We start from the raw sequence: 23,080 nt of genomic DNA on the forward strand, positions 1-23,080 counted from the left end.
GGCGCTGCTCGGCGGCGCCCTCGCGGCCGCGGCGGCGGTCGGGATGCTCGGCTGCGCGCCCGCGCCCGCGCCGAGCGAGACGGCCGCCGGGTCGAGCGCGTCCCCGTCGGCGAGCGTCGAGGTCATCCAACGCCGCACCGACTACGCGGCGGGCATCCTCGTCATCGCGGTGACGAACACGGGCGATGACGCGCTCGTCGTGACCCGCGCCGAGCTCGACGACGCCCGCTTCGCCGAGCCGGCCGTCGTGTCGGGGAAGCGCTCCATCATCCCGGCGGGCCGCACGGTCGACCTGCGCACACCGATCCCGGCGGCCGACTGCGAGAACGAGGCGGATGTCGCCGAGGGCGCCGTCCCCGCGGTGCGGCTCGAGACCGAGGACGGCGCGACGCTCGACGTCGCACCGACCGACCCCACCGGCACGGTCGACCGCCTCGTCGGTGCCGCGTGCCTGGCCTCCGACGTCGCGGGCATCGTCGCGATCACCCCGCCCGAGGCCCTGCGCGTCACCGGCGACGGCGTCGACGCGGTCGCGCACCTCGACCTCGCGCTCGACCCGACGGGTGCCGACAGCGAGGTGCGCATCTCGGGGGTGCACTCCACGAACCTCATCGCCTCGCCCGACACGGGCACGTCGTGGGTGCTCGACCGCACGGTGTCGGGCACCGACGAACCCGGCGTCCTCGCCCTCGACGTGCGCCCGACGCGCTGCGACGCGCACGCCGTCGCCGAGGACAAGGTGGGCACGATCCTCGTGCTCGATGTCGCCGTGGACGGGGGCGGGCCCGGCACGATCCAGGTGCCGATGCCCGACCCCGTGCGCGTCGCGATCTACGACTACCTCGCCCAGGTCTGCCGGTACTGACGCCCGGCGCGGACGCCGAGCGCAGCGGCTACCGCGGCTCGACCACCCGCGCCAGCAACTCGATGAGGAGCCGCTCGACGAGCTCGCCTGGCAGCGCTTCGACGAGGGCGAGCACGGGGGCGAGCGAGTCCGGCAGGGCGGGGCCGTCGGCGCCCGCGAGACCGAGCGCGCCGAGGATGCCCGCGGCCTGCTCGCTCGTCAGAGCGGCGGCCGCCTCGGGGTTCGCGAGGAGCGCCCCGACGGCGGCGCCCGCGGCCGGGTCGGCGCCGAGACCGGCGAGCACCGCGCCCGCGTCGATCGAGGCCGCGCCCCGGGCGGCGTCGGCACCGGCGACGAGTGCGGCGACGAGTTCGTCCAGCACCCCGGCAGTCGCGGGGGTGATCGTCAGGTGCGCCGTGTGCGGCAGCCGTCGCCCGTCGGCCTGCACGAGGCCCGGCTGGAGCTGCACCTTGAAGCCGTGCGCGCCCACCGCGTCCGCCCAGTGGTGCGGGTCGATGCGGCGCTCGGGCGCGACGGTCTCGTCGGCGGCGACGGCGAAGAGCGGGCCGACGGGTTCGCCGACGACCACAAGTCCGTCGATGCCGCGGACCGTCTCGACGAGCACGGCCGTCGCCTCCGCCGTGCGACGGGAGAGCGCGTCGAATCCGTCGACGCCGAGGCGGCGGATGATCGCCCACGCGGCGGCGAGCGGGCCCGCGGGCTTCGAGCCGACGAGCGTCGGGTTGACGACGGGGTAGCCCGGCCACGCGGTCGTCGCGAACCACTGGCGGCGCTGCCGGTCGCGGCCGCGGTGCAGCAGCACGGAGACCCCCTTGGGGGCGTAGCCGTACTTGTGGAGGTCGGCCGAGAGGCTCGTGACGCCGGGCACGGCGAAGTCCCACGCCGGCAGCAGCTCGCCGTCGGCACGTGCGCCGACGGTCCAGCCGGCGTCGAACGCGAGGGCGAAGCCGCCGATGCAGGCGTCCACGTGCAGCGGCACGCCGTGTTCGAGGGCGAGGGCGGCGAACTCCTGCACGGGGTCGAGGGTCGCGAAGGGGTAGCTCGGGGCGCTCGCGACGAGCAGGGCGACGTCGTCGCCGAGGCGGGCCGCGACGTCGGCGATCGCCGGGGCGCCCGTCGCCGGGTCGACCGGCACGAGGTCGAGCTCGAGCCCGAAGTACTCGGCGGCCTTGTGGAACGCGGCGTGCACGGTGGACGGCGCCACGAGGCGCGGGGTGCCGTCGCCGCCCTCGGCGCGCCACGCGTCGCGCGCCGTCTTCACCGCGAGCAGGCAGCTCTCGGTGCCGCCCGAGGTGACCGAGCCCACGACGTCCTCGTCGCCGTGGAAGACCGTGCGCGCGAAGCCGACGACGTCGCCCTCGAGCGCGGCGACCGAGACGAACGTCGTCGGGTCGAGGCCGTTGACGGGCTGCACGAGGCGCGCGGCCGACGCGGCGAGGTCGTCGAGCTCGGCGAGGCCCGAGTCGTAGACGTACGAGAGCACGCGGCCGCCGTGCGTGGGCGCGTCGTGCGCGCGCAGCGCCGAGAGCTCGGCGAGCACGTCGTCGGTGCTCGCGGCGAAGGGAATGGGTTCGACGGTGCTCACGGGGCGGTTCCTTCGGTCGCGGCGCCGGAGGCGCCGGGTACTGCGGCCGGCGGGGCATCCTCGCCGGTCTGGAGGTCGTCGCGGCGCAGCCGGTAGGCGCGCAGGACGACGAGGCTCGCGGCGACGAGCGCCGCGGGCACGATCGAGAAGGCCAGCACGATGCCGAGGACGGCGGCGGCGGGCTGGTCGACGACGGCGCCGCCGGTGGACTCGACGTAGCCGGTCGCGGCGAGCACGAGCGTCAGCACGGTCGCGCCGAGCGCCATGCCGGTCGTCTCCCCCGCGGTCCAGACGCCGCCGAACGAGCCGGCCCTGCCGGGGCCGTGGGTGCGGGCGTCGTGCGAGATGACGTCGGGCAGCATCGCCATCGGCAGCGACTGCATGCCCGCGTAGCCGGCTCCGGCGAGTGCGACGGGCGCGTAGACCCACGCACCGGGCGCCCAGGCGAGACCGACGATCGCGAGGGCCGCGACGCCGAAGAGGATGCTCGCGAGGAAGAAGCCGCGCTCCTTGCCGACCCGGTCGGCGACGAGCTTCCACACGGGCGCGCACAGCACGGCGGGCGCGATGAGGGCGACGAAGAGGAACGTCAGGGCGTCCTCCGAGTGCAGCACCCAGACGGCGACGTAGTTCGCCGCGGCGAGCATGAGGCCCGTGGCGAGTCCCTGCAGCACGAACGCCCCGAGCAGCGCGCGGAACGGCGCGGAGCGCTTGAGCGACGCCCAGCCGTCGGCGTACGCGGCGGCGATCGAGGCGCGCGGCGGCGCGACGAGCCCGTCCGTGTCCGCTGCCGCGCGACGCGGAGCGACGAAGGCCGCGACGAGCATGCCGGCGCCGATGACGACGCCCGCGACGACGCCCATGAGGAGGTAGCCGGCGTACTCGTCGTCGAGGGCGCCCCGGAGCGCGGGGCCGCCGGCGCCGAAGAGCAGGATCGCGATGGTCAGCACGACGACGCGCCAGGTCAGGAGCCGGGTGCGCTCGTCGTAGTCGCCCGTGAGCTCGGCGGGCAGCGCGATGTAGGGCACTTGGAAGATCGAGAACGCCGTCGCGGTGGCGAGGAACGCGATGGCGACCCAGACCGCTGCGGCGGCGGGCGGCATGCCCGCGGGCACGGCGAAGGTCAGTGCGAACCCGACGGGCAGCGCGATCGCGCCGAGGAGCATCCCGCCGCGACGCGTGCCTCGCCGTGCGAGGGCGGCGTCGCTGCGGGCGCCGAGCCACGGGTCGATGAGCACGTCCCAGACCTTCGCGGCCGTGACGACGAGTCCGGCGGCGAGCGCCGCGACGCCGAGCGTGTCGGTCAGGTAGAAGACGAGCACGAGTCCGGGCAGGGTGGCGAAGCCGCCCGTGCCGATGGAACCCGCGGCGTACCGCGCCACGGCGCCGCTCGTGAGGGAGTCGGCGGGGCGTCGGGTTCGGGTGCGGGCGCGTGCGTCGGGGGAACGCTTCGTCGCGGTCATCCGGGCAGCATAGGTCCGGCGGGGGCGGCGGTCAAAGCGCGAGGCGGCCCGGAATTCCGGCGGAGCGCTGCGGCTCGCGGCGGATCGCGAGAAAGACCTGGACGACCGTCCCACTTCGATGCCTAGACTGTGCGCATGCCCGAGGCCCAGCTCCCCGCTTCCGCCCGCCCCCGCGCCGTCGCCGCCGAGCGCGCGGCCGCCCTCGTCGCCGAGCTCACGGCGACCACCGGCACGACGACGAGCGTCATCGCCCCGGCGACCGGCGACGTGCTGCACGAGCTGCCCGTCTCGAGCGCCGCCGACGTGCGGGATGCGATCGCGCGCGCCCGGCTCGCCCAGCTGGCCTGGGCGCGGGCCGGCTTCGCGCACCGGCGCGAGGTGCTGCTCAAGGCCGCGACGCGCATCCTGGACGAGCGCGAGGAGCTGCTCGACCTCATCCAGATCGAGAGCGGCAAGACGCGCGGACAGGCGTTCGAGGAGATCTTCGCCGCCTCCGGTCTCACCCGCTACAACGCCCTGAGCGCGCGCTCGGTGCTCAAGGGCCGCACCCGCCGCGGCGGCGTGCCCGGCGTCATCGGCGCCCGCATCCGCTATGCGCCCAAGGGCGTCGTCGGCGTCATCACGCCGTGGAACTACGCGCTCAGCCTCGCGGCCATGGATGTCGTGCCCGCCCTCGCGGCCGGCAACGGTGTCGTGCAGAAGGCCGACGACCAGGGAGCGCTCTCGATCCTCGCGCTCCGCGAGATCTTCATCGACGCCGGCGTCCCCGCGGCGCTCTGGGCCGTCGTCGCCGGCCCCGCGGCCGAGGTCGGCGAGGCCCTCACCGACGAGGTCGACTACATCTGCTTCACGGGATCGACCGCGACCGGCCGCAGGATCGGCGAGAAGGCCGGCCGCCGCCTCGTCGGCGCCTCCCTCGAGCTCGGCGGCAAGAACGCCCTCATCGTGCGCGCCGACGTCGACCCCGCCGAGGCCGCCGCGAACACCGCCTACGGCTGCTTCGCCGCGATGGGCCAGCTGTGCGTGTCGATCGAGCGCATCTTCGTCGACCGTCCGGTCTCGGCGGCCTACACGGCGGCGCTCGTCGAGCGCCTGGCCGACCCCAAGGTCGGCACGTCCCTCGACTTCGCGAACGACTACGGCTCGCTCGCCTCGGCGGCGCAGCTCGCGCGCGTGCAGGCGCACCTCGACGACGCGCTCGCCAAGGGCGCGACCGTGCTCGTCGGCGGCCGCCACCGCCCCGACCTCGGGCCCTTCTGCTTCGAGCCGACGATCGTCACGGGCGTCACGCCCGAGATGTCCCTCTACGCCGAGGAGACGTTCGGTGCGATCGCCGCGCTCTACGTGGTCGACGGCGACGACGAGGCCGTGCTCGCCGCCAACTCGAGCGAGTACGGGCTCAATGCGGCGATCTTCTCGAAGTCGGTGCGGGCGGCGGAACGCCTTGCACCGCTGCTGCAGGCGGGTTCCGTGAACATCAACGACGGCTACCGCGCGGCGTTCTCGTCGTTCGATGCGCCGATGGGCGGGCAGAAGGCCTCGGGCGTCGGCCGCCGCAACGGCCCAGAGGGCCTGCTGCGCTTCGTCGAGCCGGTCACCGTGGCCTCGATGACGGGGCTCATGGGCTTCCCGCGCACGGGCGCCGAGTTCGTGCCGCTGGTCCCGCTCATGGTGCTGCTCGGCCGCACCTTCGCCGCGCTGCGCATCAAGTAGCGCTCGGCGGCCCGCCGCGTCGGCGCTGCTCGCCGCATGGCCGGTGCGCCGGCACCGCGAGGAGCACCCCCGAACCCGTCGGGTTCAGGTGGCTTCGTTGTCGAAGGGCGGCAGCTCGCCCGTGGCGAGCGCCTGCTGCTTCGCGCGGTGCTGCAGGTAGGCCGAGTTCGGATTCGGCGACGGCGCCGCGGGCGCGGCCTCGGGCTCGTCGGTGAGGGCGTCGCGGATGATGCGGCGCGGGTCGTACTGGCGCGGGTCGAGCTTCTGCCAGTCGACGTCGTCGAACTCCGGGCCCATCTCATCGCGGACGCGGTCCTTCGCGCCGTTGGCGTAATCGCGCATGTTGCGCACGAGTTTGCCGAGCTGCTGCGCGTAGTGCGGGAGCTTGTCCGGGCCGATGAGGAACGCGGCGATCACCCCGATGAGGAGGAGTTTCTCGAAGGTCAGCCCGAACACCCCTCCAGGATAGACGGCGGCGGGGCTCACGCCGACCGTCGGATGCCGCCGGTAGGCTGGGCCATCGGAACAGCATGGGAGCGAGCAGTCGAGTGTCCGAGCACGACCTGAACTGGAAGTACGTCGACGAGTCGGTCGTCGAGGCCGACGCGGTCGCGCGCGCCCGGCAGCTCTCGCTCGAACTCGGCATCGACGCGGTCTCCCCCGCGGTCGGCGCTCAGCTCGCCGTGATCGCCGCCGCCGCGCGTGCGCAGACGATCATCGAGATCGGCACCGGCGTGGGCGTCTCGGGCCTGTGGATGCTCCAGGGGGCCCGCGAGGCGCACCTCACGTCGATCGACGTCGAGACCGAGTACCAGCAGCACGCGCGCGACCAGTTCGCCGCGGCGGGCATCGCGCCGGCGCGCATCCGCCTCATCACGGGCCGTGCCGCCGAGGTGCTGCCCCGCATGAACGAGGCGAGCTACGACCTCGTGCTGCTCGATGCAGATCCGTCCAACGTCATCGAGTACGTCGAGCACGGCCTGCGGCTGGCCGCCGCTGGCGGCACGGTCCTCGTGCCGCACGCCCTCTGGAAGGGCCGCGTGGCCGATCCCGCCAAGCGCGACGACATCCCGGTCGCCTTCCGCGGGCTCATCGGCGAGCTGGCCGCCTCGGGCGCCGTCGCGGTCGCGGTCTCCCCCGCCGGCGACGGACTGCTGCAGATCGTCAAGCTCGGCTCCTGAGCGCTCGCCGCGGATCGGCGCGATTCCCGGGACGCCGACGCTGCGGTTTGCAGCGCGCAGCTGCGCTGCAACGCTCCGCGCACCGCCGGCGAGGCATCCGGGCATGAAAAAACGCCCCCGAGGGGGCGTTCTTCCACGAGACGTCAGGCTGCGTTGACGACGCCGCCGAGGACGTCGTAGAGCTCCTTGGCCTCCGCATCGTTGACCGAGACGACGAGTCGGCCTCCTCCTTCGAGCGGAACGCGCACGATGATGAGCCGACCCTCCTTCACTGCCTCCATCGGCCCGTCTCCGGTGCGTGGCTTCATGGCCGCCATTGAGCTACCCCTTTCCTGGCTGGTCTCCTGATTTTATCCGTCTTCTCGACGTCGAGGGAAAACCGTCGGCCGAATCCTGTGGAGAACCTCCGATTCGGACGTGGAAGGCCTACGGCGGGGTCCAATCCGCGCCCATGATCCACCAGCAGATCCAGAGCCAGCCGACCTGGCCGGCGATGCAGACGGCGACGAGCCCCCATCGGAACCAGTACCACCGGGGCACGGCGAGGGCGCCGAGGATCGGGAACATCGGCCCCAGCATCCGGAAGGTCGAGGACTGCGGGAAGAACACGGCGAAGAGGTAGAGCCCGTAGGAGCCGATCCAGGCCCGGATGTCGGGGCCGAGCCGCCGGACCCACGGCGAAACGAGCAGCAGTGCGAGCACGAGCACGAGCGCGATCGGCGCGAGCGTGCCCCAGGGCTGCCCGAGCCACCAGTCCCCGCCGAGGAACCACCCCGTGAACGGGATGGCGTCGACGCGGCCGACGTACGCGGCGCGCCACGCGAACTCGGTGTCGAGGTAGGCCGTGGGGTGCCCGGTGACGAGACCGGCGACCGCGAGCCACGCGAACCCCGCCGCGAACGTGAACAGCCCGAGGCCCACGACGGCCGCGATCTGCCGCGGCGGGAACGGCTCCGCACGGCGGCGCACCCAGCGCACGACGAGGTGCACGAGGAGCGTCGCGGCGAACGCCACGGCCCCGGGCCGGGTGAACGACCAGACGAGCACGACTGGGAACAGCCACCCGTAGCGGCGGTCGACGAGGAGGAGCAGCGCGGTCGCGAGCAGCAGGTACGAGAGCGACTCGGCGTAGCCGAACTGCAGGAGCGGTGAGGTGGGCGCGAACGAGAAGAGCACGACGCCGAAGAGCGCCTGGTCGGCGTCGAGGAATCGGCGGAACAGGCGGAACAGCACGAGGGCGGCGCCGAGCCCTGCGGCCCCGGAGACGAGGACGGCGGCGATGTTCCACGGCAGCCCCGTGAGCATGACGACCGAGACGAGGACCGGGTAGACGGGCATGAACGCCCACTGGTTCTCGGCGACGAACCCTTGGTCGTCGAGGGGCAGCTCCCTCGGATAGCCGCCGAAACCGATGATCTCGTACCAGCGGGCGTCCCAGAGGTTGGCGAACGCCCAGTAGTCGGGATGCCCTGCGGTCCAGGCGTTCGGCCCCTGCGCCGCCGCGAAGGCGAGCACGACGATCGTCGTCACGACCCGCGCCGCGACGTAGACGAGCGCGACGCGCCCCCACCACGGCGTCAGGCGCCAGCGCACCTTCGGCGACCAGCGCGAATACCTCGTGTACCCGTGCTCGGTGCCGGCGACGCTCACGCGGTGATCGCCCCGGTCAGCCAGGCGCGCAGCGCCTCCTCGCAGTCGGTGATCTGCGCCACCGGCACGCGCTCGTCGTCCTTGTGGGCGAGGGAGGGGTCCCCCGGGCCGTAGTTGACGGCCGGGACGCCGAGGGCGGCGAAGCGGGCGACGTCGGTCCAGCCGTACTTCGGCCCGGCCTCGACGCCGACCGCGCGCACGAACTCCTGCGCGAGGGGCGCGTCGAGGCCCGGGCGGGCGCCGTCCGCGGCGTCGTCGACGACCACCTCGTAGCCGGCGAAGAACTCCTCGAGGAAGGCGATCGCCTCTGCGGCTGACTTGTCGGGAGCGAACCGGTAGTTCACGAGCATCCAGGCCTTGTCGGGGATGACGTTCGTCGCCACTCCCCCGCCGATCTCGACGGCGTTGAGGCTCTCGCGATAGTCGAGCCCGTCGACGGGGACGATCGCCGGCTCGTAGGCGGCGAGCTTCGCGAGCGCCGGAGCCAGGCCGTGCACGGCGTTCACGCCCATCCAGGCGCGCGCCGAGTGCGAGCGCACGCCGCGGGCGGTCACGCGCACGCGGACCGTGCCGTTGCAGCCGCCCTCGATGCGGCCGTTCGACGGTTCGCCGAGGATCGCGAAGTCGCCCGCGAGCAGGTCGGGACGGTTGCGGGCGATGCGGCCGAGGCCGTTGAGCGAGGCGGCGACCTCCTCGTGGTCGTACCAGATCCAGGTGAGGTCGACGGCGGGCTCGGCCAGCTCGACGGCGAGCTTGAGCTGCACCGCGACGCCCGCCTTCATGTCGGTCGTGCCGCGACCCCAGAGCACGGTCTCGCCGGCCTCGTCGGTCTCGACGTGCGACGGGACGTTGCCGTTGATCGGCACGGTGTCGAGGTGGCCGGCGATCACCACGCGGCGCGCACGGCCGAGGTCCGTGCGGGCGACGATCGCGTCGCCGTCGCGGATGACCTCGAGGTGCGTCGCACCGGCGAGCGCGGCCTCGACGAGATCGGCGATCGGCCCCTCGTCGCCGGACACGCTCGGGATGTCCACGAGCTGCCGGGTGAGGTCGATCGAGGTCGCGGTCAGGTCGAGGGACATGGGCCTCATCGTACAGTTGAAGCCATGTCCGAGACTTCCGCGCCCGCCCCCGCCCGCCTCGCCTCCGGCCACGGCCTCGCCACCGTCGCGGAGGCGTCCGGCCTGACGCTCGACGCTTGGTTCCCGGCCCCCGCGCTCGGTCCGGCAGCCGACCTGGCCCCCGTCGAGTGGGACGCCGCGGCCCTCGAGCCCGACCCCCGCCGGGGCGTGCGCATCGAGGCCGTCGTCGTCGAGATCGACCTGGATGCGCCGGTCGCCTCGACCCCGGACGCCTACCTCCGTCTCCAGCTGCTCTCGCACTTGCTCGTCGCGCCGAACTCCATCGGCCTCGACGGCATCTTCGGCCACCTGCCCAACGTCCTCTGGACGACCGCGGGCCCCGTCGACCCCGCCGACTTCGAGCGTCTCCGCCCCGGCCTCCAGCGCGCCGGCATCCAGCCCCAGGGCCTCGACAAGTTCCCGCGGCTGACCGACTACGTGCTGCCGGAGCGCGTGCGCATCGCCGACGCCTCGCGCGTGCGCCTCGGCGCGCACCTCGCTCCCGGCACCACGGTGATGCACGAGGGCTTCGTCAACTTCAACGCGGGCACGCTCGGCTCCTCCATGGTCGAGGGGCGCATCTCGCAGGGCGTCGTCGTCGGCGACGGCTCGGACGTCGGCGGCGGGGCATCCATCATGGGCACCCTCTCGGGCGGCGGCACGCAGCGCGTCACGATCGGCGAGCGCGCCCTCCTCGGCGCCAACTCCGGCGTCGGCATCTCGATCGGCGACGACTCCGTCGTCGAGGCGGGACTGTACGTCACGGCCGGCACGAAGGTCGCGATCATCGGCGAGGATGCCGCGGAGCGCATCGTCAAGGCCGTCGAGCTCTCCGGCGTGCCGGGGCTGCTCTTCCGCCGCAACTCGGTCTCCGGCCGGGTCGAGGCGGTCGCCCGTTCGGGCCACGGCGTCGCCCTCAACGCGATGCTGCACGGCTGATCGGACGGCCCGGCCGGTTCCTCCGTGACCGGGTGACCGCGGACGGCTAGGGTGTGGTGACCGCCCGCGGAGCCCGAACCCGCGGGCACCGGCACGAAGGAGTCGCCCGTGGGTACCGACGCACCGAGGACCACCGGACACCGGGCACTGCGCTCGCTCGTCGTCGTCCTCGCCGGCCTCCTCGCGATCGCCGTGCTCGTCGTCGGCGTCGGCTGGTGGAGCGTGCAGCGGGCGTTCCCGGACTACACGGGCCGCGTCGCGGTGGCGGGCCTCGACGACACCGTCACGGTCGCACGCGACGCATCGGGCATCCCGACGATCACGGCGACGACCGACCACGACCTGTTCTTCACGCAGGGCTACGTGCACGCCCAGGACCGCTTCTGGGAGATGGACTTCCGCCGGCACGTGACGGCGGGGCGGCTGGCCGAGCTCTTCGGCGCGGGCCAGGTCGAGACCGACGCCTTCATCCGCACGCTCGGGTGGCGCCAGGTCGCCCAGGCCGAGTACGAACTGCTCGACGAGAGCTCGCGCGCGGGCCTCGACGCCTACGCCGAGGGCGTCAACGCCTACCTCGGCGAGCGCACCGGCGCGGGCCTCTCCTTCGAGTACACCCTCCTCGGCATCACGAACCCGGGCTACGACCCCGAGCCGTGGAGCGCCGTCGACTCCCTCGCGTGGCTCAAGGCCATGGCCTGGGACCTTCGCTCCAACCTCGACGACGAGCTCGACCGGGCCGTCCTCGCCACGGCGCTGCCGCCCGAGGAAGTCGCGCGACTCCACCCGGGCTACGACTACCAGCGGATGCCCACCGTGACCGGCGGCGCCCCCGCGGCCGCACCGGCCGCCCTCGACGCCGTGCCGCTCGGCGCCGACGCGACGACCGCGGCTCCGGAGGGCGCCGCGCCCACCGCCGACGACCTCGCCGCGATCGCCGCCCGGCTCGACTCGCTCCCGCAGCTGCTCGGCGAGGGCGGCGGGGAGATCGGCTCCAACGCCTGGGTGATCTCGGGCGCCCACACGGTCACTGGCGAGCCGATGCTCGCGAACGACCCGCACCTCGGCGCCGCGATGCCCTCGGTCTGGTACCAGGTCGGGCTCAAATGCGACGACCTCGACGCCGACTGCCGCTACGACGTTTCGGGGTATTCGTTCGCGGGCCTGCCCGGCGTGATCATCGGCCACAACGAGCGCATCGCCTGGGGCATGACGAACCTCGGGCCCGACGTGATGGACCTCTACTACGAGCACGTCCGCGGCGACGAGTACGAGCTCGACGGCGCCTGGGTGCCGCTCACGATCCGGGAGGAGACGATCGAGGTCGCCGGCGGCGAGCCGGTGTCCCTGCGCGTGCGCTCGACGGGTCGCGGGCCCATCATCTCCGGCGAGGAGTACGCGACCATCGCCGGCACGGCCGAGGCCTCGAGCGATCCCGCGGCCCGGAACGCCGTCTCGCTGCAGTGGACGGCGCTGACGCCCGGCCGTACGGCCGCCGCGATCTTCGCCGTCAATCGGGCCCGGGACTGGGACGATTTCCGTGCCGGCGTCGCGCTCTTCGAGGTGCCCGCGCAGAATCTCGTCTACGCCGACGTCGACGGCAACATCGGCTACCAGGCGCCCGGCACGGTGCCGGTCCGCAAGCAGGGCGACGGCACTGTGCCGCTGCCCGGCTGGACGAGCGCGAACGGCTGGACCGGCACCGTCCCGTTCGAGCAGCTCCCCTCGACGTTCAACCCGGAGCGCGGGTACCTCGCGACCGCCAACGGCGCGCCCAGCGCGGACGGCCCCATGCTCACGAAGGACTGGGACCTCGGCTACCGCGCCGCTCGCATCGAGGCGCGCATCGCCGCCCAGATCGCCGAGGGCCGCAACTTCGTGCTCGACGACCTCGCGAGTATCCAGGACGACACGCTCGACCAGAACGCCCTCGCGTTCCAGCCGGTGCTCGCCGAACTCGGCGGCCTCGGCGAAGACGCGACGGCCGGCCGCGAACTGCTGGTGGACTGGGACGCGCACGCCGACGCGGACGACCCCGCCGCGGCGTACTTCGCCGTGTTCTGGCGCACCCTCCTCGACGACCTCTTCGGCGGCGGCCGTCTCCCCGCCGGCACGGAGCCGCACGGCGGCGACCGTTGGATCGGGGTCGTCGGCGGCCTGCTCGCCGACCCGGCCGCCTCCTGGTGGACGAACGAGACGATCGGGGTCGCCTCGCGCGACGAGATGCTCGCCCACGCCCTCGACACCGCCTGGGACGAGGCCTCCGGGCTCCTCGGCGACGACCCGGCCGGCTGGAGCTGGGGCCGACTGCACACGCTCACGACGACGAACGCCTCGTTCGGCTCCTCCGGTCTCGCCCCGCTCGAGGCGCTGTTCAACCGAGGGCCGTTCGAGCTCGACGGCGGCTCGTCGATCGTCGACGCGAGCGGCTGGGACGTGCAGGAGGGGTACGAAGCGACCTGGGTGCCCTCGATGCGGATGCTCGTCGACGTCGGCGACTTCGACCGTTCGCGCTGGATCGATCTCACGGGCACGAGCGGCCACGTCTTCCACCCGCACTACGGCGACCAGACCGCCGACTGGCGCGACGGCGTGACGCGGCCCTGGCCCTTCAGCGACGAGGACGTCGTCTCCGCCACTCGCCAGACCTTGGTGCTGCTGCCCGGTGCGACGCTCGCGGGCGACGACCCCGGCACCGGCGCCGGGAAGTAGTACGGGCGGCGGGACGGGCTGCGCTCCGAGCGCCCGTGGACGGCGAACGGGCGCCCTCCCGGAGGAGGACGCCCGTTCGGGAGTCGCAGATCAGTCGCCCGGGTAGTGGCGCAGGCCCGAGCCCACGTACAGCTGCTGCGGGCGGCCGATCTTGACCTGCGGGTCCTGGTTCATCTCGCGCCAGTGGGCGATCCAGCCGGGGAGGCGGCCGATCGCGAAGAGCACGGTGAACATGCGCGTCGGGAAGCCCATGGCCTTGTAGATGACGCCGGTGTAGAAGTCGACGTTCGGGTAGAGCCGGCGCTCGCGGAAGTAGTCGTCCTCCAGCGCGATCTGCTCGAGTTCCTTCGCGAGGTTCAGCAGCGGATCGTTGACGCCGAGGCCGGCGAGCACCTCGTCGGCGGACTCCTTGACGAGCTTCGCGCGCGGGTCGTAGTTCTTGTAGACGCGGTGGCCGAAGCCCATGAGCTTCACCCCGTCCTCCTTCGCCTTCACCCGCTCGACGAAGCGCCTGACGCCCTCGCCGGACTCCTGGATGCGGGCGAGCATGTCGAGGACGGCCTCGTTGGCGCCGCCGTGCAGCGGACCGTAGAGGGCGTTGATGCCGGCCGAGGTCGAGGCGTAGAGGTTCGCGCCCGTCGAGCCGACCAGGCGGACCGTCGAGGTCGACGCGTTCTGCTCGTGGTCCTCGTGGAGGATCAGGAGGCGCTCGAGCGCCTTGGAGAGCACCGGGTCGATCTCGTACGGCTCGGCCATGTTGCCGAAGTTGAGACGGAGGAAGTTGTCGACGAACGACAGCGAGTTGTCGGGGTAGAGGAAGGCCTGGCCGATCGACTTCTTGTGCGCGTAGGCGGCGATGACCGGCAGCTTCGCGAGGAGGCGCAGCGTCGTGAGTTCGACGTCCTCGGGGTTGTTCGGGTCGGACGAGCCCTCGTAGTAGGTCGAGAGCGCGGAGACGGCGCTCGAGAGCACCGACATGGGGTGCGCGGTGTGCGGCAGTGCCGAGAAGAAGCGCTTGAGGTCCTCGTGCAGGAGCGTGTGGCGACGGATCTTCTCGTCGAACTCGCCGAGCTGGTCGGCCGTGGGCAGCTCGCCGTAGATGAGCAGCCAGGCGACCTCGAGGAACGTCGAGTTCTGCGCGAGCTCTTCGATGGGGTAACCGCGGTAGCGGAGGATGCCCTCGTTGCCGTCGATGTAGGTGATCGCCGACTTCGTCGACGCCGTGTTGACGAAGCCGTAGTCGAGCGCCGTGAGCCCGGTCTGCCGGGTCAGCGTCGACACGTCGAGGCTCGAAGCACCCTCCACCGATCGGACGATCGGCAGTTCGGCGACGCCGCCCGGGTGCGTGATGCGCACCGTCTCGGGGGTTTCGCGGTTCGTCATCGAATCCTCGGTCAACGCGCCTCCAGGTTCAAGATCGTGCAGGGGTGATGCTGCGGTCGTGCGCGCGTCACCCGGTCGGGGCGTGTGCGCTCCGCCGTACAGCCTAACCGCCGCGCCGGGGCAGTCCTGCACTCGACCGGATGGGAGGCGTTCCCTTGTGGGCTTCCGCCAAAACCGGCGCGGCTCGAAGGTCGGCCGGGCAGGTTCAGCCGGCGCTCGCCCGCAACCGCGCGGCCGCGGCGGCGATGCGCTCGTCGGTGCCGGTGAGGGAGAGCCGGATGTGCCGGGGCGAATGCTCGCCGTAGAAGGGACCGGGGCCGCCGAGGATGCCGAGCCCGGAGAGCCGCTCGATCGACTCCCAGGCGTCGCGGCCTTCGCTCGCCCAGAGGTAGAGACCTGCCTCGCTGCGGTCGACGCGGAACCCCGCGGCTTCGAGCGCGGGCTTCAGCAGGTCGCGGCGCGCGCGGTAGCGCGCCTTCTGTTCGGCCACATGGGCCTCGTCGCCGAGCGCGGCGATCATCGCGTGCTGCAGCGGCGCCGGCACCATGAGTCCGGCGTGCTTGCGCACGTTGGCGATGCGCGCGACGAGGGCGGGGTCGCCGGCGAGGAACGCGGCCCGGTAGCCGGCGAGGTTGGACTGCTTGGAGAGCGAGTAGATCGCGATCGTGCCCGTCGTGTCGTCGCCGATCACGCGCGGGTCGAGGATGCTGGGCACCGCGGTGTCCGCCCACTCGCCGTCCCAGCCCAGCTCGGCGTAGCACTCGTCGTCGACGACGACGGCGCCGAGCTCTCGGGCACGCCGGTGCGCGGCGCGGAGCTCGTCGACTCCGAGCACCCGGCCATCGGGGTTGCCGGGGCTGTTGAGCCACACGAGCTTGGTGGAGGCGGGCCACTCGGCGGGATCGTCGGAAGGGAATGAGGTCGCGCCGACGAGGACGGCGCCCATCTCGTAGCTCGGGTAGGCGATGCGCGGATGCACGACGACGTCGCCCTCGCCGAGACCCAGCAGGAACGGCAGCAGTGCGACGAGCTCCTTCGACCCGATGGTCGGCAGGACGTGCGCGGGGGTGAGTCCGACGACGCCTCGCCGCCGGTCGAACCACTCGACGATCGCCTCGCGGAGCCGGGGCGTGCCGACCGTGGTCGGGTAGGCGTGCGCGTCGGTGGCCTCGGCGAGCGAGCGTCGGATCAGCTCGGGCGTCGGGTCGACGGGCGACCCGATCGAGAGGTCGACGATGCCGTCCGGATGGGCGTCAGCCCGCTCGCGGTACGGGACCATCAGGTCCCAGGGGTAGTCGGGGAGGTCGCCGCGGGCCATGCTCGAGCTCCGGGGTTCAGTGGCCCTGGGGCGGGAGACCGGCGACGACGGGGTGGTCGTAGGCGATGACGCCGACCTTGTGGGCGCCGCCGGGCGAGCCGATCTCGTTGAAGAACTCGACGTTCGCCTTGTAGTAGTCGCTCCACTCCTCGGGCAGATCGTCCTCGTAGTAGATCGCCTCGACGGGGCACACGGGCTCGCAGGCGCCGCAGTCCACGCACTCGTCGGGGTGGATGTAGAGGGAGCGCTCGCCCTCGTAGATGCAGTCGACGGGACACTCGTCGATGCACGCGCGGTCCTTGACGTCCACACACGGCAGGGCGATGACGTAGGTCACGTTGGGTTGCTCCTTCGAGGAAAGACTGAGCCTCCAGCTTACGCCCGGCCAACACGTCCTCCCGTCGCCGGGGCGCCCGCCGGCCCGCTCCGCGACGCCGGATGACGCAGCGCTGCGCGCGGGTTACGAACCGCGTCGCTGCGGGAGCCGCGGCCAGGCGAGCACGATCGCGGCGATGAGCGCCGGCGCGACGACCCACACCATGCCGAGGAGGTTGTTCGGTACGAGCACCGATCCGCCGGCGCCGGGCAGGGTCAGCAGGGCGACCATCCCGACGAGCCCGACGGCGCCGCCGATGGATCCGAGCCGCGACTCGAACGACAGGCGGAGCGCCGCGACGAGCGCGCCGGCGCCGAGGATCGCGAGCACGAGCCCCCAGGGCAGGACCACGTCGCCGATGCGCCAGACCTGCTGATGACCGATGGTGGCGATGAAGCCGTAGAGGAGACCGAGGACGAGGCCGAGGAGCCCCTCGCCCCAACGGCCGCCGAAGATTCCGCTCACTGCGCTCCGTCCACGTGTCGTCTCGGGTGCATCCTATCGAGCCGTCTCCGGGCATCCGCCCATGCCGTACCGTGGTTCGGGGCTCCAGGGCGGCGCCCGCGAGAGGAGCGACCCATGGCCGAATCCGAATCCGGGGCGACCGGCGGCGCGGACGCGCCGGTCGTCGGCCTGCACGTCGACGGCGGCGTCGCGATCGTCGAGATCGACCGTCCGACCTCGCTCAACGCGCTCTCCGTCGAGGTGCTGGCGGGGCTCATCGACGCCGTCCGCGCCGCGGCGACCGACGACGCGGTGCGCGGCGTCATCGTCTCCGGCGCCGGCGGGCGCGCGTTCGCCGCGGGCGCCGACATCCGAGGCATGCAGTCCTTCTCCCCCGCCGAGGCGCGCCGCAGCGCCGGGCTCGGCCACGAGCTGGGGGCGCTGCTCGAGTCGATCCCGCAGCCCGTGATCGCCGCCGTCGACGGCGTCGCGCTGGGCGGCGGTTGCGAGCTCGCGCTCGCGTGCGACTTCGTCTACGCGAGCGCGCAATCGCGCTTCGGCCAGCCCGAGGTCAAGCTCGGCCTGATCCCCGGGTTCGGCGGAACCGTGCGGCTCCCCCGCGCGGTCGGCATCGCCCGCGCCAAGGAGCTGATCTACTCGGGCCGGATGGTCGCCGCCGACGAGGCGCTCGCGATCGGCCTCGTCAACCGAGTCCTGCCCGACCGCGACGCCCTCTTCGCCGCCGCGCGCGAGACCCTGGCCGAGATCAGCGCGAACTCCGGCAACGCGGTCGCGCTCGCCAAGGGAGTCCTCGTCGAGGCGTCCGGGCGGCGCACGGAGCACGCCGTCGCCATCGAGATCGACGGGTTCGAGCAGGCGTTCGGGCATCCCGAGCACGATGAGGGTTTCGCCGCCTTCCTCGAGAAGCGCGCTCCGCGCTTCTGAGCCCGCGGCGCTCGTCGCGCGAGCGGCGCATGGCTCCCGGCCGCGGGACGACGAACGGCCCCGGCGGGGTGCCGGGGCCGTTCGAGGCGCTGCAGACCGTCGCGGTGACGCGCGGGATCAGCCCAGTCGGGCGTGGAGCCAGGCGAGGCCGTCCCAGCGGACGCCGTCCTCGCCGTACATCTCGAGGTGCATGTGCGGGCCGGTCGACCACCCGGTCGAGCCCACGACGCCGATCTGCGCGCCGGCCTTGACCTGCTGGCCGACGGCCACCTTCATCGAGCCGTGCTGCATGTGGCCGTAGAGCGAGTAGACCGTCTTGCCCTCGATGACGTGGCGGATCGTGATCATGACGCCCCACGTGCCGCCGTCCTCCGTGGCCGCGGTGACGACGCCGTCTGCGAGCGCCATGACGGGCGTGCCGTTGCCGGGGACGAAGTCGACGCCGTCGTGGAAGCCCATCGAGCGGTAGCCGAAGCCGTCGGAGATGGCGGTCGTCTTGGTCGGCCAGACGAGCTTCGGCCGGGCGGCCTCGGCGGCGGCGGCCTTGGCTGCGGCGGCCTTGGCTGCGGCGGCCGCGGCGGCCGCCTTCTCCTTGCGGATCTGCGTGCCGGAGACGACCGCGTATCCCTCGGCGGTCTCCGTGGTCGGGACCGTGACGTCGTCCGCCACGACCACCGACTGCAGTTCCTGCACGACGCCGACCTCGGTCGACGCATAGACCGAGACGTGGTCCGGCTGCACGGCGGCGACCGCGTTGGCGGGTACCGCGGTGGTCAGCGTGAGGCCGCCGACGAGCGCCATGGCGGCGACGGTCGAGAGCTTCACGCCGAGCCGGCGGAACCGGGCGGCGTAGGCGAGCGGGGTGCGACGGGCGCCGGGAGCGCTCTCACGGGCGGGGGGCAGTTCGTGCTGGGGCGCGTTCGGCCCCTGGGGGATTTCGATCATTCGGGTTGCGTTACTAACTTCACATCGGTTTGCAGCGGGAAGCCGCCTCGGTGCCGGTCGGGGAACGGCGGACGTGCGGGGGATGCACGGAAGTCGAGACGACCTCAGAGAAGTTACGTACCCAGTCTGGGAAAGCCGGGCGATGCAGGCAAAGCCCCGCCTCGGCTCCGATCAGTCTTCCCTCAGCGCAACCTCAAGAACGCCTCAAGACCGCGCCGGATCACGCCCCGTGGGAACGCGAACGGGCCCCGGAGCGCAATGCTCCGGGGCCCGTGTTCCGCTGGAAGCGGTTACGCCTGCTTCTTCAGACGCGAGGTCGTGCGCGCGCGCGTCGTCGCGTCGAGCTCGACCTTGCGGATGCGCACGGCGGTCGGCGTGACCTCGACGCACTCGTCCTCGCGGGCGAACTCCAGGCACTCCTCGAGGGAGAGCTGGCGGGAGGGCGTCATCGACTCGAAGGTGTCGGCCGTCGACGAACGCATGTTCGTCAGCTTCTTCTCCTTCGTGATGTTCACGTCCATGTCGTCGGCGCGCGAGTTCTCGCCGATGACCATGCCCTCGTAGACCTCTTCGGTCGGGTTCACGAAGAACGTCATGCGCTCCTGCAGGGCGATGATCGCGAACGGCGTCACGACGCCGGAGCGGTCCGCGACGATCGAGCCGTTGTTGCGGGTGACGATCTGGCCCGCCCACGCGTCGTAGCCGTGCGAGATCGCGTTCGCGATACCGGTGCCGCGGGTCGTGGTCATGAACTCGGTGCGGAAGCCGATGAGGCCGCGGCTCGGCACGATGAACTCCATGCGGACCCAGCCGGTGCCGTGGTTCGACATGTTCTCCATGCGGCCCTTGCGGGCGGCGAGCAGCTGCGTGATCGCGCCGAGGTACTCCTCGGGGGCGTCGATCGTGAGGTGCTCGTACGGCTCGTGCGTCTTGCCGTCGACCTGCTTGGTGACCACCTGCGGCTTGCCGACCGTGAGCTCGTAGCCCTCGCGGCGCATCTGCTCGACGAGGATCGCGAGCGCGAGCTCGCCGCGGCCCTGGACCTCCCACGCGTCCGGACGGCCGATCTCGACGACCTTGAGCGACACGTTGCCGACGAGCTCGCGGTCGAGGCGGTCCTTGACCATGCGCGCCGTGAGCTTGTGGCCCTTGACCTTGCCGACGAGCGGCGAGGTGTTCGTGCCGATCGTCATGGAGATGGCGGGCTCGTCGACCTCGATGATCGGCAGCGGGCGGACGTCCTCGGGGTCGGCGAGGGTGTCGCCGATCATGATGTCCTCGAAGCCCGCGACCACGGCGATGTCGCCGGGGCCGGCGCTCTCGGCCGGGTAGCGGTCGAGCGCCTTGGTCAGGAAGAGCTCCGTGACGCGGACGTTCTGGACGGTGCCGTCGTGCTTGACCCAGGCGACCGTCTGGCCCTTCTTGATCGTGCCCTGGAAGACGCGCAGCAGCGCGAGGCGGCCGAGGAACGGCGACGAGTCGAGGTTCGTGACCCACGCCTGCAGCGGGTGCTCGTCGTCGTAGGTCGGGGCCGGGATGTGCTCGAGGATCGCCTCGAACAGCGGCTCGAGGTCGTCGTTGTCGGGCAGTTCGCCGTTGGCGGGCTGGTTGTGGCTCGCCGCGCCGTTGCGGCCCGACGCGTAGACGACGGGCACGTCGAGGATGGCGTCGAGGTCGAGGTCGGGCACGTCGTCGGAGAGGTCCGAGGCGAGGCCGAGGAGCAGGTCCTGGCTCTCCGCCACGACCTCGTCGATGCGGGCATCCGGGCGGTCGGTCTTGTTGACCAGCAGGATGACGGGCATCCGCGCCTCGAGCGCCTTGCGCAGCACGAAGCGCGTCTGGGGCAGCGGGCCCTCGGACGCGTCGACGAGCAGCACGACGCCGTCGACCATCGACAGACCGCGCTCGACCTCGCCGCCGAAGTCGGCGTGGCCGGGCGTGTCGATAACGTTGATCGTGATGGGCTCGCCGCCGGAGTGGGCGCCGTTGTACGTGATCGCCGTGTTCTTGGCGAGGATCGTGATGCCCTTTTCGCGTTCGAGCTCGTTCGAGTCCATCGCACGCTCTTCGACGTGCGCGTGGGCGTCGAAGGAGTGGGTCTGGTTGAGCATGGCGTCGACGAGCGTCGTCTTGCCGTGGTCGACGTGGGCGACGATCGCCACGTTCCGGAGGTTGTGCCGCGTGGCGGTGGCCATGGGAATCCTTAGTTGATCTGCTGTTTCGCGAGTCTGCGCGCCTCGCGGCGAGCTGCCTGCTCGACCGGATCAGGCACGGGAACGGCACTGATGAGACGCTGGGTGTAGGGGTCTTCGGGAGCGCGGAGAATGCGATCGTTCGAGCCCGCCTCCACCAGTCTACCCTTGTGCATCACGGCGATCCTGTGCGAGAGCGCATCGACGACCGCGAGGTCGTGGCTGATGAAGAGGCACGCGAACTGCAATTCCTGCTGCAGTTCCTGCAGCAGCTCGAGGAATCGCGCCTGGACGGAGACGTCGAGGGCGCTCGTCGGCTCGTCGGCGACGAGCAGGCTCGGGTTCAGCGCGAGGGCGCGCGCGATGCCGACCCGCTGCTTCTGGCCGCCCGAGAGCTCGTGCGGGAACCGGTTGCGGTACGAGGTCGGCAGCTCGACCTGCTCGAGGAGCTCGCGTACACGGGCATCCAGCGCCTGCCCTTTCGCCGCCCCCGAGAGCAGGATCGGCTCGCCGATCGACTCGCCGATGGGCATGCGGGGGTTGAGGCTCGACGCCGGGTCCTGGAAGACCATGCCGACGCGGCGCGTGAGTCGGCGCTTCTCCTTGGGTCCGGCGTTCGAGAGGTCGACGCCGCACGAGACGAGCTTGCCGCCGGCGACCGGCAGCAGGCCGACCGCGGCGCGGCCGAGCGTCGTCTTGCCCGAACCGGACTCGCCGACGAGGCCGACGACCTCGCCCGGGAACACCTGCAGGTCGATGCCCTCCGCGGCACGGAACGCCGGCACGCGGCCGCGCTTCGGGTAGTCGATCGCGACGCCCTCGTAGCTCAGCACCGCCTCGGCCGACGGACGGGCCGCGACCTCGGCGGCGGCCGCGGCGGACTCGGGACGGTCGTCGATCTCGAGCGGCGCCGCCCCGCCCTGCCCGAGGTGCGGGACGGACGCGAGGAGCTGCTGCGTGTAGGCGTGCTGCGGGCCGCCGAAGATCTGCGCGATGGGCCCGGCCTCGACGATGCGGCCCGACTTCATGACGATCACGCGGTCGGCGAGGTCGGCGACGACGCCCATGTCATGGGTGATGAGGATGATCGCCGAGTCGAGGCGCTTGTGGAGGTCGCGGAGGAGGTCGAGGATCTCGGCCTGGACCGTGACGTCGAGGGCGGTCGTCGGCTCGTCGGCGACGAGCAGCACCGGGTCGCACGAGATCGACTGCGCGATCATCGCGCGCTGCCGCTGGCCCCCCGAGAGCTGGTGCGGGTACTTGTGGTACGCCCGCTCGGGCTCGGGCAGCTCGACCATCCGCAGCAGGGCGATGGCCCGCTCCTTCGCCTGCGCGGGGCTCAGGTCGGTGTGCGCCTGGATGGCCTCGGAGATCTGGAAGCCCACCGTGTAGACGGGGTTCAGGGCCGTCATCGGCTCCTGGAAGATCGTCGCGATGCGGTCGCCCCGCAGGCGCTCGAGCTTCGCCTCCTCGAGGCCGTTGAGTTCTTGGCCGAGCAGGCGCATCGAGCCGGTCACCTTGGCGTTCTGCGGCAGCAGGCCGAGGAGCGCCATCGTGCTCGTCGACTTGCCCGATCCGGACTCGCCGACGATCGCGAGCACCTCGCCGCGTCGGACCTCGTAGTCCATGCCGGTCGCGGCCGGATAGAACTCGCCGTCGACCCAGAAGTCGACGCCGAGGCCGTCGACCTCGAGGACGACCTCGGGCAGGACGCGGTCGGACTCGCCGGGCAGTGCCGTGTCGGCTTCGGAGGCGGCCTCGGTCGGGCCGTTCGCGATGTCGGTGTCAGTCATTGCAGTGGTTCCATTCTGGGAAGCTTGGGTCATGCCCGATTCGTCGATCGTCCGATACCGCTCCAGATGGAGCCGCGTGCTCGTCGGGATCACGATCGGGGTGTGCGTCGCCGGTGCACTGGGGCTCGTGGTCTCCGGCGAACTGCAGGATCTCTGGGGGACGTTGCCGTTCCTCGCGCTCGTCTCCGTGCTGGCGTGGGCGCTCTACTGGCGACCAGAGCTCGTGGTGCTCCCCCACGGCGTGCGCGTCGTCAACGTGCTGCGCACGGTCGAGGTCGCCTGGCCGGCCATCACCGACGTCGACACGCGGTTCGCCCTGACGATCGACACGGTCGACGGGCGCGTCAGCGTCTGGGCGGCGCCCGCGCCCGGCCTGCGCGGGGCGGGCTCGATCAGCCGCGACCGGGTGCAGCACCTGCCCGAGACCGCGCAGCGCGCGGCCGGGGCGGTGCGCCCGG

Annotated in this window: 20 protein-coding genes; 7 read left to right on the forward strand and 13 right to left on the reverse strand. The window is 72.4% G+C overall.

The features are described from left to right. The coding region (locus GB864_RS13410; protein ID WP_160425872.1) for a hypothetical protein at window positions 1–865 on the forward strand (865 nt) is incomplete at its 5' end. A gap of 28 nt (window positions 866–893) precedes the next feature. On the opposite strand, the gene GB864_RS13415 is transcribed toward GB864_RS13410, so the two are convergent. Continuing rightward, window positions 894–2,450: a pyridoxal phosphate-dependent decarboxylase family protein gene (locus tag GB864_RS13415; protein ID WP_336604003.1), complete on the reverse strand. Its 1,557-nt coding sequence runs from the start codon at window positions 2,448–2,450 to the stop codon at window positions 894–896. Continuing rightward, complete coding sequence (locus tag GB864_RS13420; RefSeq protein ID WP_160425874.1) at window positions 2,447–3,913, reverse strand: MFS transporter; 1,467 nt, start codon at window positions 3,911–3,913, stop codon at window positions 2,447–2,449. The genes GB864_RS13415 and GB864_RS13420 overlap by 4 nt, the downstream gene beginning before the upstream one ends. A gap of 135 nt (window positions 3,914–4,048) precedes the next feature. On the opposite strand from GB864_RS13420, the gene GB864_RS13425 reads away from it, so the two are divergent. Then, on the forward strand, window positions 4,049–5,626 hold the full coding sequence (locus GB864_RS13425) for a succinic semialdehyde dehydrogenase (RefSeq protein WP_160425876.1): 1,578 nt from the start codon (window positions 4,049–4,051) through the stop codon (window positions 5,624–5,626). A gap of 84 nt (window positions 5,627–5,710) precedes the next feature. Here GB864_RS13425 and GB864_RS13430 read toward each other — a convergent pair whose 3' ends face one another. Next, window positions 5,711–6,082: a sec-independent translocase gene (locus GB864_RS13430; protein WP_160425877.1), complete on the reverse strand. Its 372-nt coding sequence runs from the start codon at window positions 6,080–6,082 to the stop codon at window positions 5,711–5,713. Between the two features lie 92 nt (window positions 6,083–6,174). Between GB864_RS13430 and GB864_RS13435 the strand changes: the two genes are divergently transcribed. Continuing rightward, window positions 6,175–6,807: a class I SAM-dependent methyltransferase gene (locus GB864_RS13435; protein WP_160425879.1), complete on the forward strand. Its 633-nt coding sequence runs from the start codon at window positions 6,175–6,177 to the stop codon at window positions 6,805–6,807. Between the two features lie 143 nt (window positions 6,808–6,950). On the opposite strand, the gene GB864_RS13440 is transcribed toward GB864_RS13435, so the two are convergent. The 3 genes from GB864_RS13440 to dapE all read right to left on the reverse strand — a co-directional run bounded on the left by GB864_RS13440 (window position 6,951) and on the right by dapE (window position 9,539). Further along, complete coding sequence (locus tag GB864_RS13440; RefSeq protein ID WP_019179788.1) at window positions 6,951–7,124, reverse strand: DUF3117 domain-containing protein; 174 nt, start codon at window positions 7,122–7,124, stop codon at window positions 6,951–6,953. A gap of 109 nt (window positions 7,125–7,233) precedes the next feature. After that, entirely contained in the window at window positions 7,234–8,457 is a 1,224-nt protein-coding gene (locus GB864_RS13445) for a hypothetical protein (protein ID WP_336604004.1), read from the reverse strand. Beyond that, entirely contained in the window at window positions 8,454–9,539 is a 1,086-nt protein-coding gene (dapE, locus tag GB864_RS13450) for a succinyl-diaminopimelate desuccinylase (protein WP_160425882.1), read from the reverse strand. The genes GB864_RS13445 and dapE overlap by 4 nt, the downstream gene beginning before the upstream one ends. Before the next feature lie 24 nt (window positions 9,540–9,563). Between dapE and dapD the strand changes: the two genes are divergently transcribed. Beyond that, window positions 9,564–10,517: a 2,3,4,5-tetrahydropyridine-2,6-dicarboxylate N-succinyltransferase gene (gene dapD, locus GB864_RS13455; RefSeq protein WP_160425884.1), complete on the forward strand. Its 954-nt coding sequence runs from the start codon at window positions 9,564–9,566 to the stop codon at window positions 10,515–10,517. 108 nt (window positions 10,518–10,625) lie between these two features. Further along, window positions 10,626–13,226: a penicillin acylase family protein gene (locus GB864_RS13460; protein ID WP_336604005.1), complete on the forward strand. Its 2,601-nt coding sequence runs from the start codon at window positions 10,626–10,628 to the stop codon at window positions 13,224–13,226. A 90-nt stretch (window positions 13,227–13,316) separates the two neighbouring features. On the opposite strand, the gene GB864_RS13465 is transcribed toward GB864_RS13460, so the two are convergent. From GB864_RS13465 to GB864_RS13480, 4 genes are all read right to left on the reverse strand, one after another. Then, window positions 13,317–14,609, reverse strand: a complete 1,293-nt coding sequence (locus GB864_RS13465) for a citrate synthase (RefSeq protein WP_160425886.1) — start codon at window positions 14,607–14,609, stop codon at window positions 13,317–13,319. A 205-nt stretch (window positions 14,610–14,814) separates the two neighbouring features. Next, window positions 14,815–15,927, reverse strand: a complete 1,113-nt coding sequence (gene dapC / locus GB864_RS13470) for a succinyldiaminopimelate transaminase (protein WP_160425888.1) — start codon at window positions 15,925–15,927, stop codon at window positions 14,815–14,817. A gap of 16 nt (window positions 15,928–15,943) precedes the next feature. Further along, window positions 15,944–16,264, reverse strand: coding sequence for a ferredoxin (gene fdxA, locus GB864_RS13475; protein WP_160425890.1), 321 nt, complete (start codon window positions 16,262–16,264; stop codon window positions 15,944–15,946). 123 nt (window positions 16,265–16,387) lie between these two features. Then, window positions 16,388–16,768 carry a hypothetical protein gene (locus GB864_RS13480; RefSeq protein WP_160425892.1) on the reverse strand — a complete coding sequence of 127 codons (381 nt, stop codon included), beginning with the start codon at window positions 16,766–16,768 and terminating at the stop codon, window positions 16,388–16,390. A gap of 114 nt (window positions 16,769–16,882) precedes the next feature. Here GB864_RS13480 and GB864_RS13485 point away from each other — a divergent pair, with 114 nt between their 5' ends. Continuing rightward, complete coding sequence (locus tag GB864_RS13485) at window positions 16,883–17,692, forward strand: enoyl-CoA hydratase/isomerase family protein (protein ID WP_160425894.1); 810 nt, start codon at window positions 16,883–16,885, stop codon at window positions 17,690–17,692. Between the two features lie 117 nt (window positions 17,693–17,809). On the opposite strand, the gene GB864_RS13490 is transcribed toward GB864_RS13485, so the two are convergent. The 3 genes from GB864_RS13490 to GB864_RS13500 form a co-directional block, all read right to left on the reverse strand. Next, complete coding sequence (locus GB864_RS13490; protein WP_160425896.1) at window positions 17,810–18,637, reverse strand: M23 family metallopeptidase; 828 nt, start codon at window positions 18,635–18,637, stop codon at window positions 17,810–17,812. Window positions 18,638–18,927: 290 nt separating this feature from the next. Beyond that, the gene (gene typA / locus GB864_RS13495; protein WP_160425899.1) at window positions 18,928–20,832 is read right to left on the reverse strand and encodes a translational GTPase TypA; all 1,905 of its coding nucleotides are present in this window, start codon (window positions 20,830–20,832) and stop codon (window positions 18,928–18,930) included. Between the two features lie 8 nt (window positions 20,833–20,840). Beyond that, window positions 20,841–22,622, reverse strand: a complete 1,782-nt coding sequence (locus GB864_RS13500; protein ID WP_160425901.1) for a dipeptide ABC transporter ATP-binding protein — start codon at window positions 22,620–22,622, stop codon at window positions 20,841–20,843. A gap of 31 nt (window positions 22,623–22,653) precedes the next feature. Here GB864_RS13500 and GB864_RS13505 point away from each other — a divergent pair. Further along, a partial coding sequence (locus GB864_RS13505) for a PH domain-containing protein (protein WP_160425903.1) occupies window positions 22,654–23,080 on the forward strand: 427 nt, incomplete at its 3' end.

Source organism: Agromyces seonyuensis, from assembly GCF_009789225.1.
GTDB lineage: Bacteria > Actinomycetota > Actinomycetes > Actinomycetales > Microbacteriaceae > Agromyces > Agromyces seonyuensis.

Excerpts from the sequence above, each read along its gene's own strand:
- GB864_RS13420 (WP_160425874.1), bottom strand. The coding sequence starts at position 3,913 with ATGACCGCGACGAAGCGTTCCCCCGACGCACGCGCCCGCACCCGAACC.
- GB864_RS13425 (WP_160425876.1), top strand. The coding sequence starts at position 4,049 with ATGCCCGAGGCCCAGCTCCCCGCTTCCGCCCGCCCCCGCGCCGTCGCC.
- GB864_RS13440 (WP_019179788.1), bottom strand. The coding sequence starts at position 7,124 with ATGGCGGCCATGAAGCCACGCACCGGAGACGGGCCGATGGAGGCAGTG.
- dapE (WP_160425882.1), bottom strand. The coding sequence starts at position 9,539 with ATGTCCCTCGACCTGACCGCGACCTCGATCGACCTCACCCGGCAGCTC.
- dapD (WP_160425884.1), top strand. The coding sequence starts at position 9,564 with ATGTCCGAGACTTCCGCGCCCGCCCCCGCCCGCCTCGCCTCCGGCCAC.
- GB864_RS13465 (WP_160425886.1), bottom strand. The coding sequence starts at position 14,609 with ATGACGAACCGCGAAACCCCCGAGACGGTGCGCATCACGCACCCGGGC.
- dapC (WP_160425888.1), bottom strand. The coding sequence starts at position 15,927 with ATGGCCCGCGGCGACCTCCCCGACTACCCCTGGGACCTGATGGTCCCG.
- GB864_RS13485 (WP_160425894.1), top strand. The coding sequence starts at position 16,883 with ATGGCCGAATCCGAATCCGGGGCGACCGGCGGCGCGGACGCGCCGGTC.
- GB864_RS13490 (WP_160425896.1), bottom strand. The coding sequence starts at position 18,637 with ATGATCGAAATCCCCCAGGGGCCGAACGCGCCCCAGCACGAACTGCCC.
- typA (WP_160425899.1), bottom strand. The coding sequence starts at position 20,832 with ATGGCCACCGCCACGCGGCACAACCTCCGGAACGTGGCGATCGTCGCC.
- GB864_RS13500 (WP_160425901.1), bottom strand. The coding sequence starts at position 22,622 with ATGACTGACACCGACATCGCGAACGGCCCGACCGAGGCCGCCTCCGAA.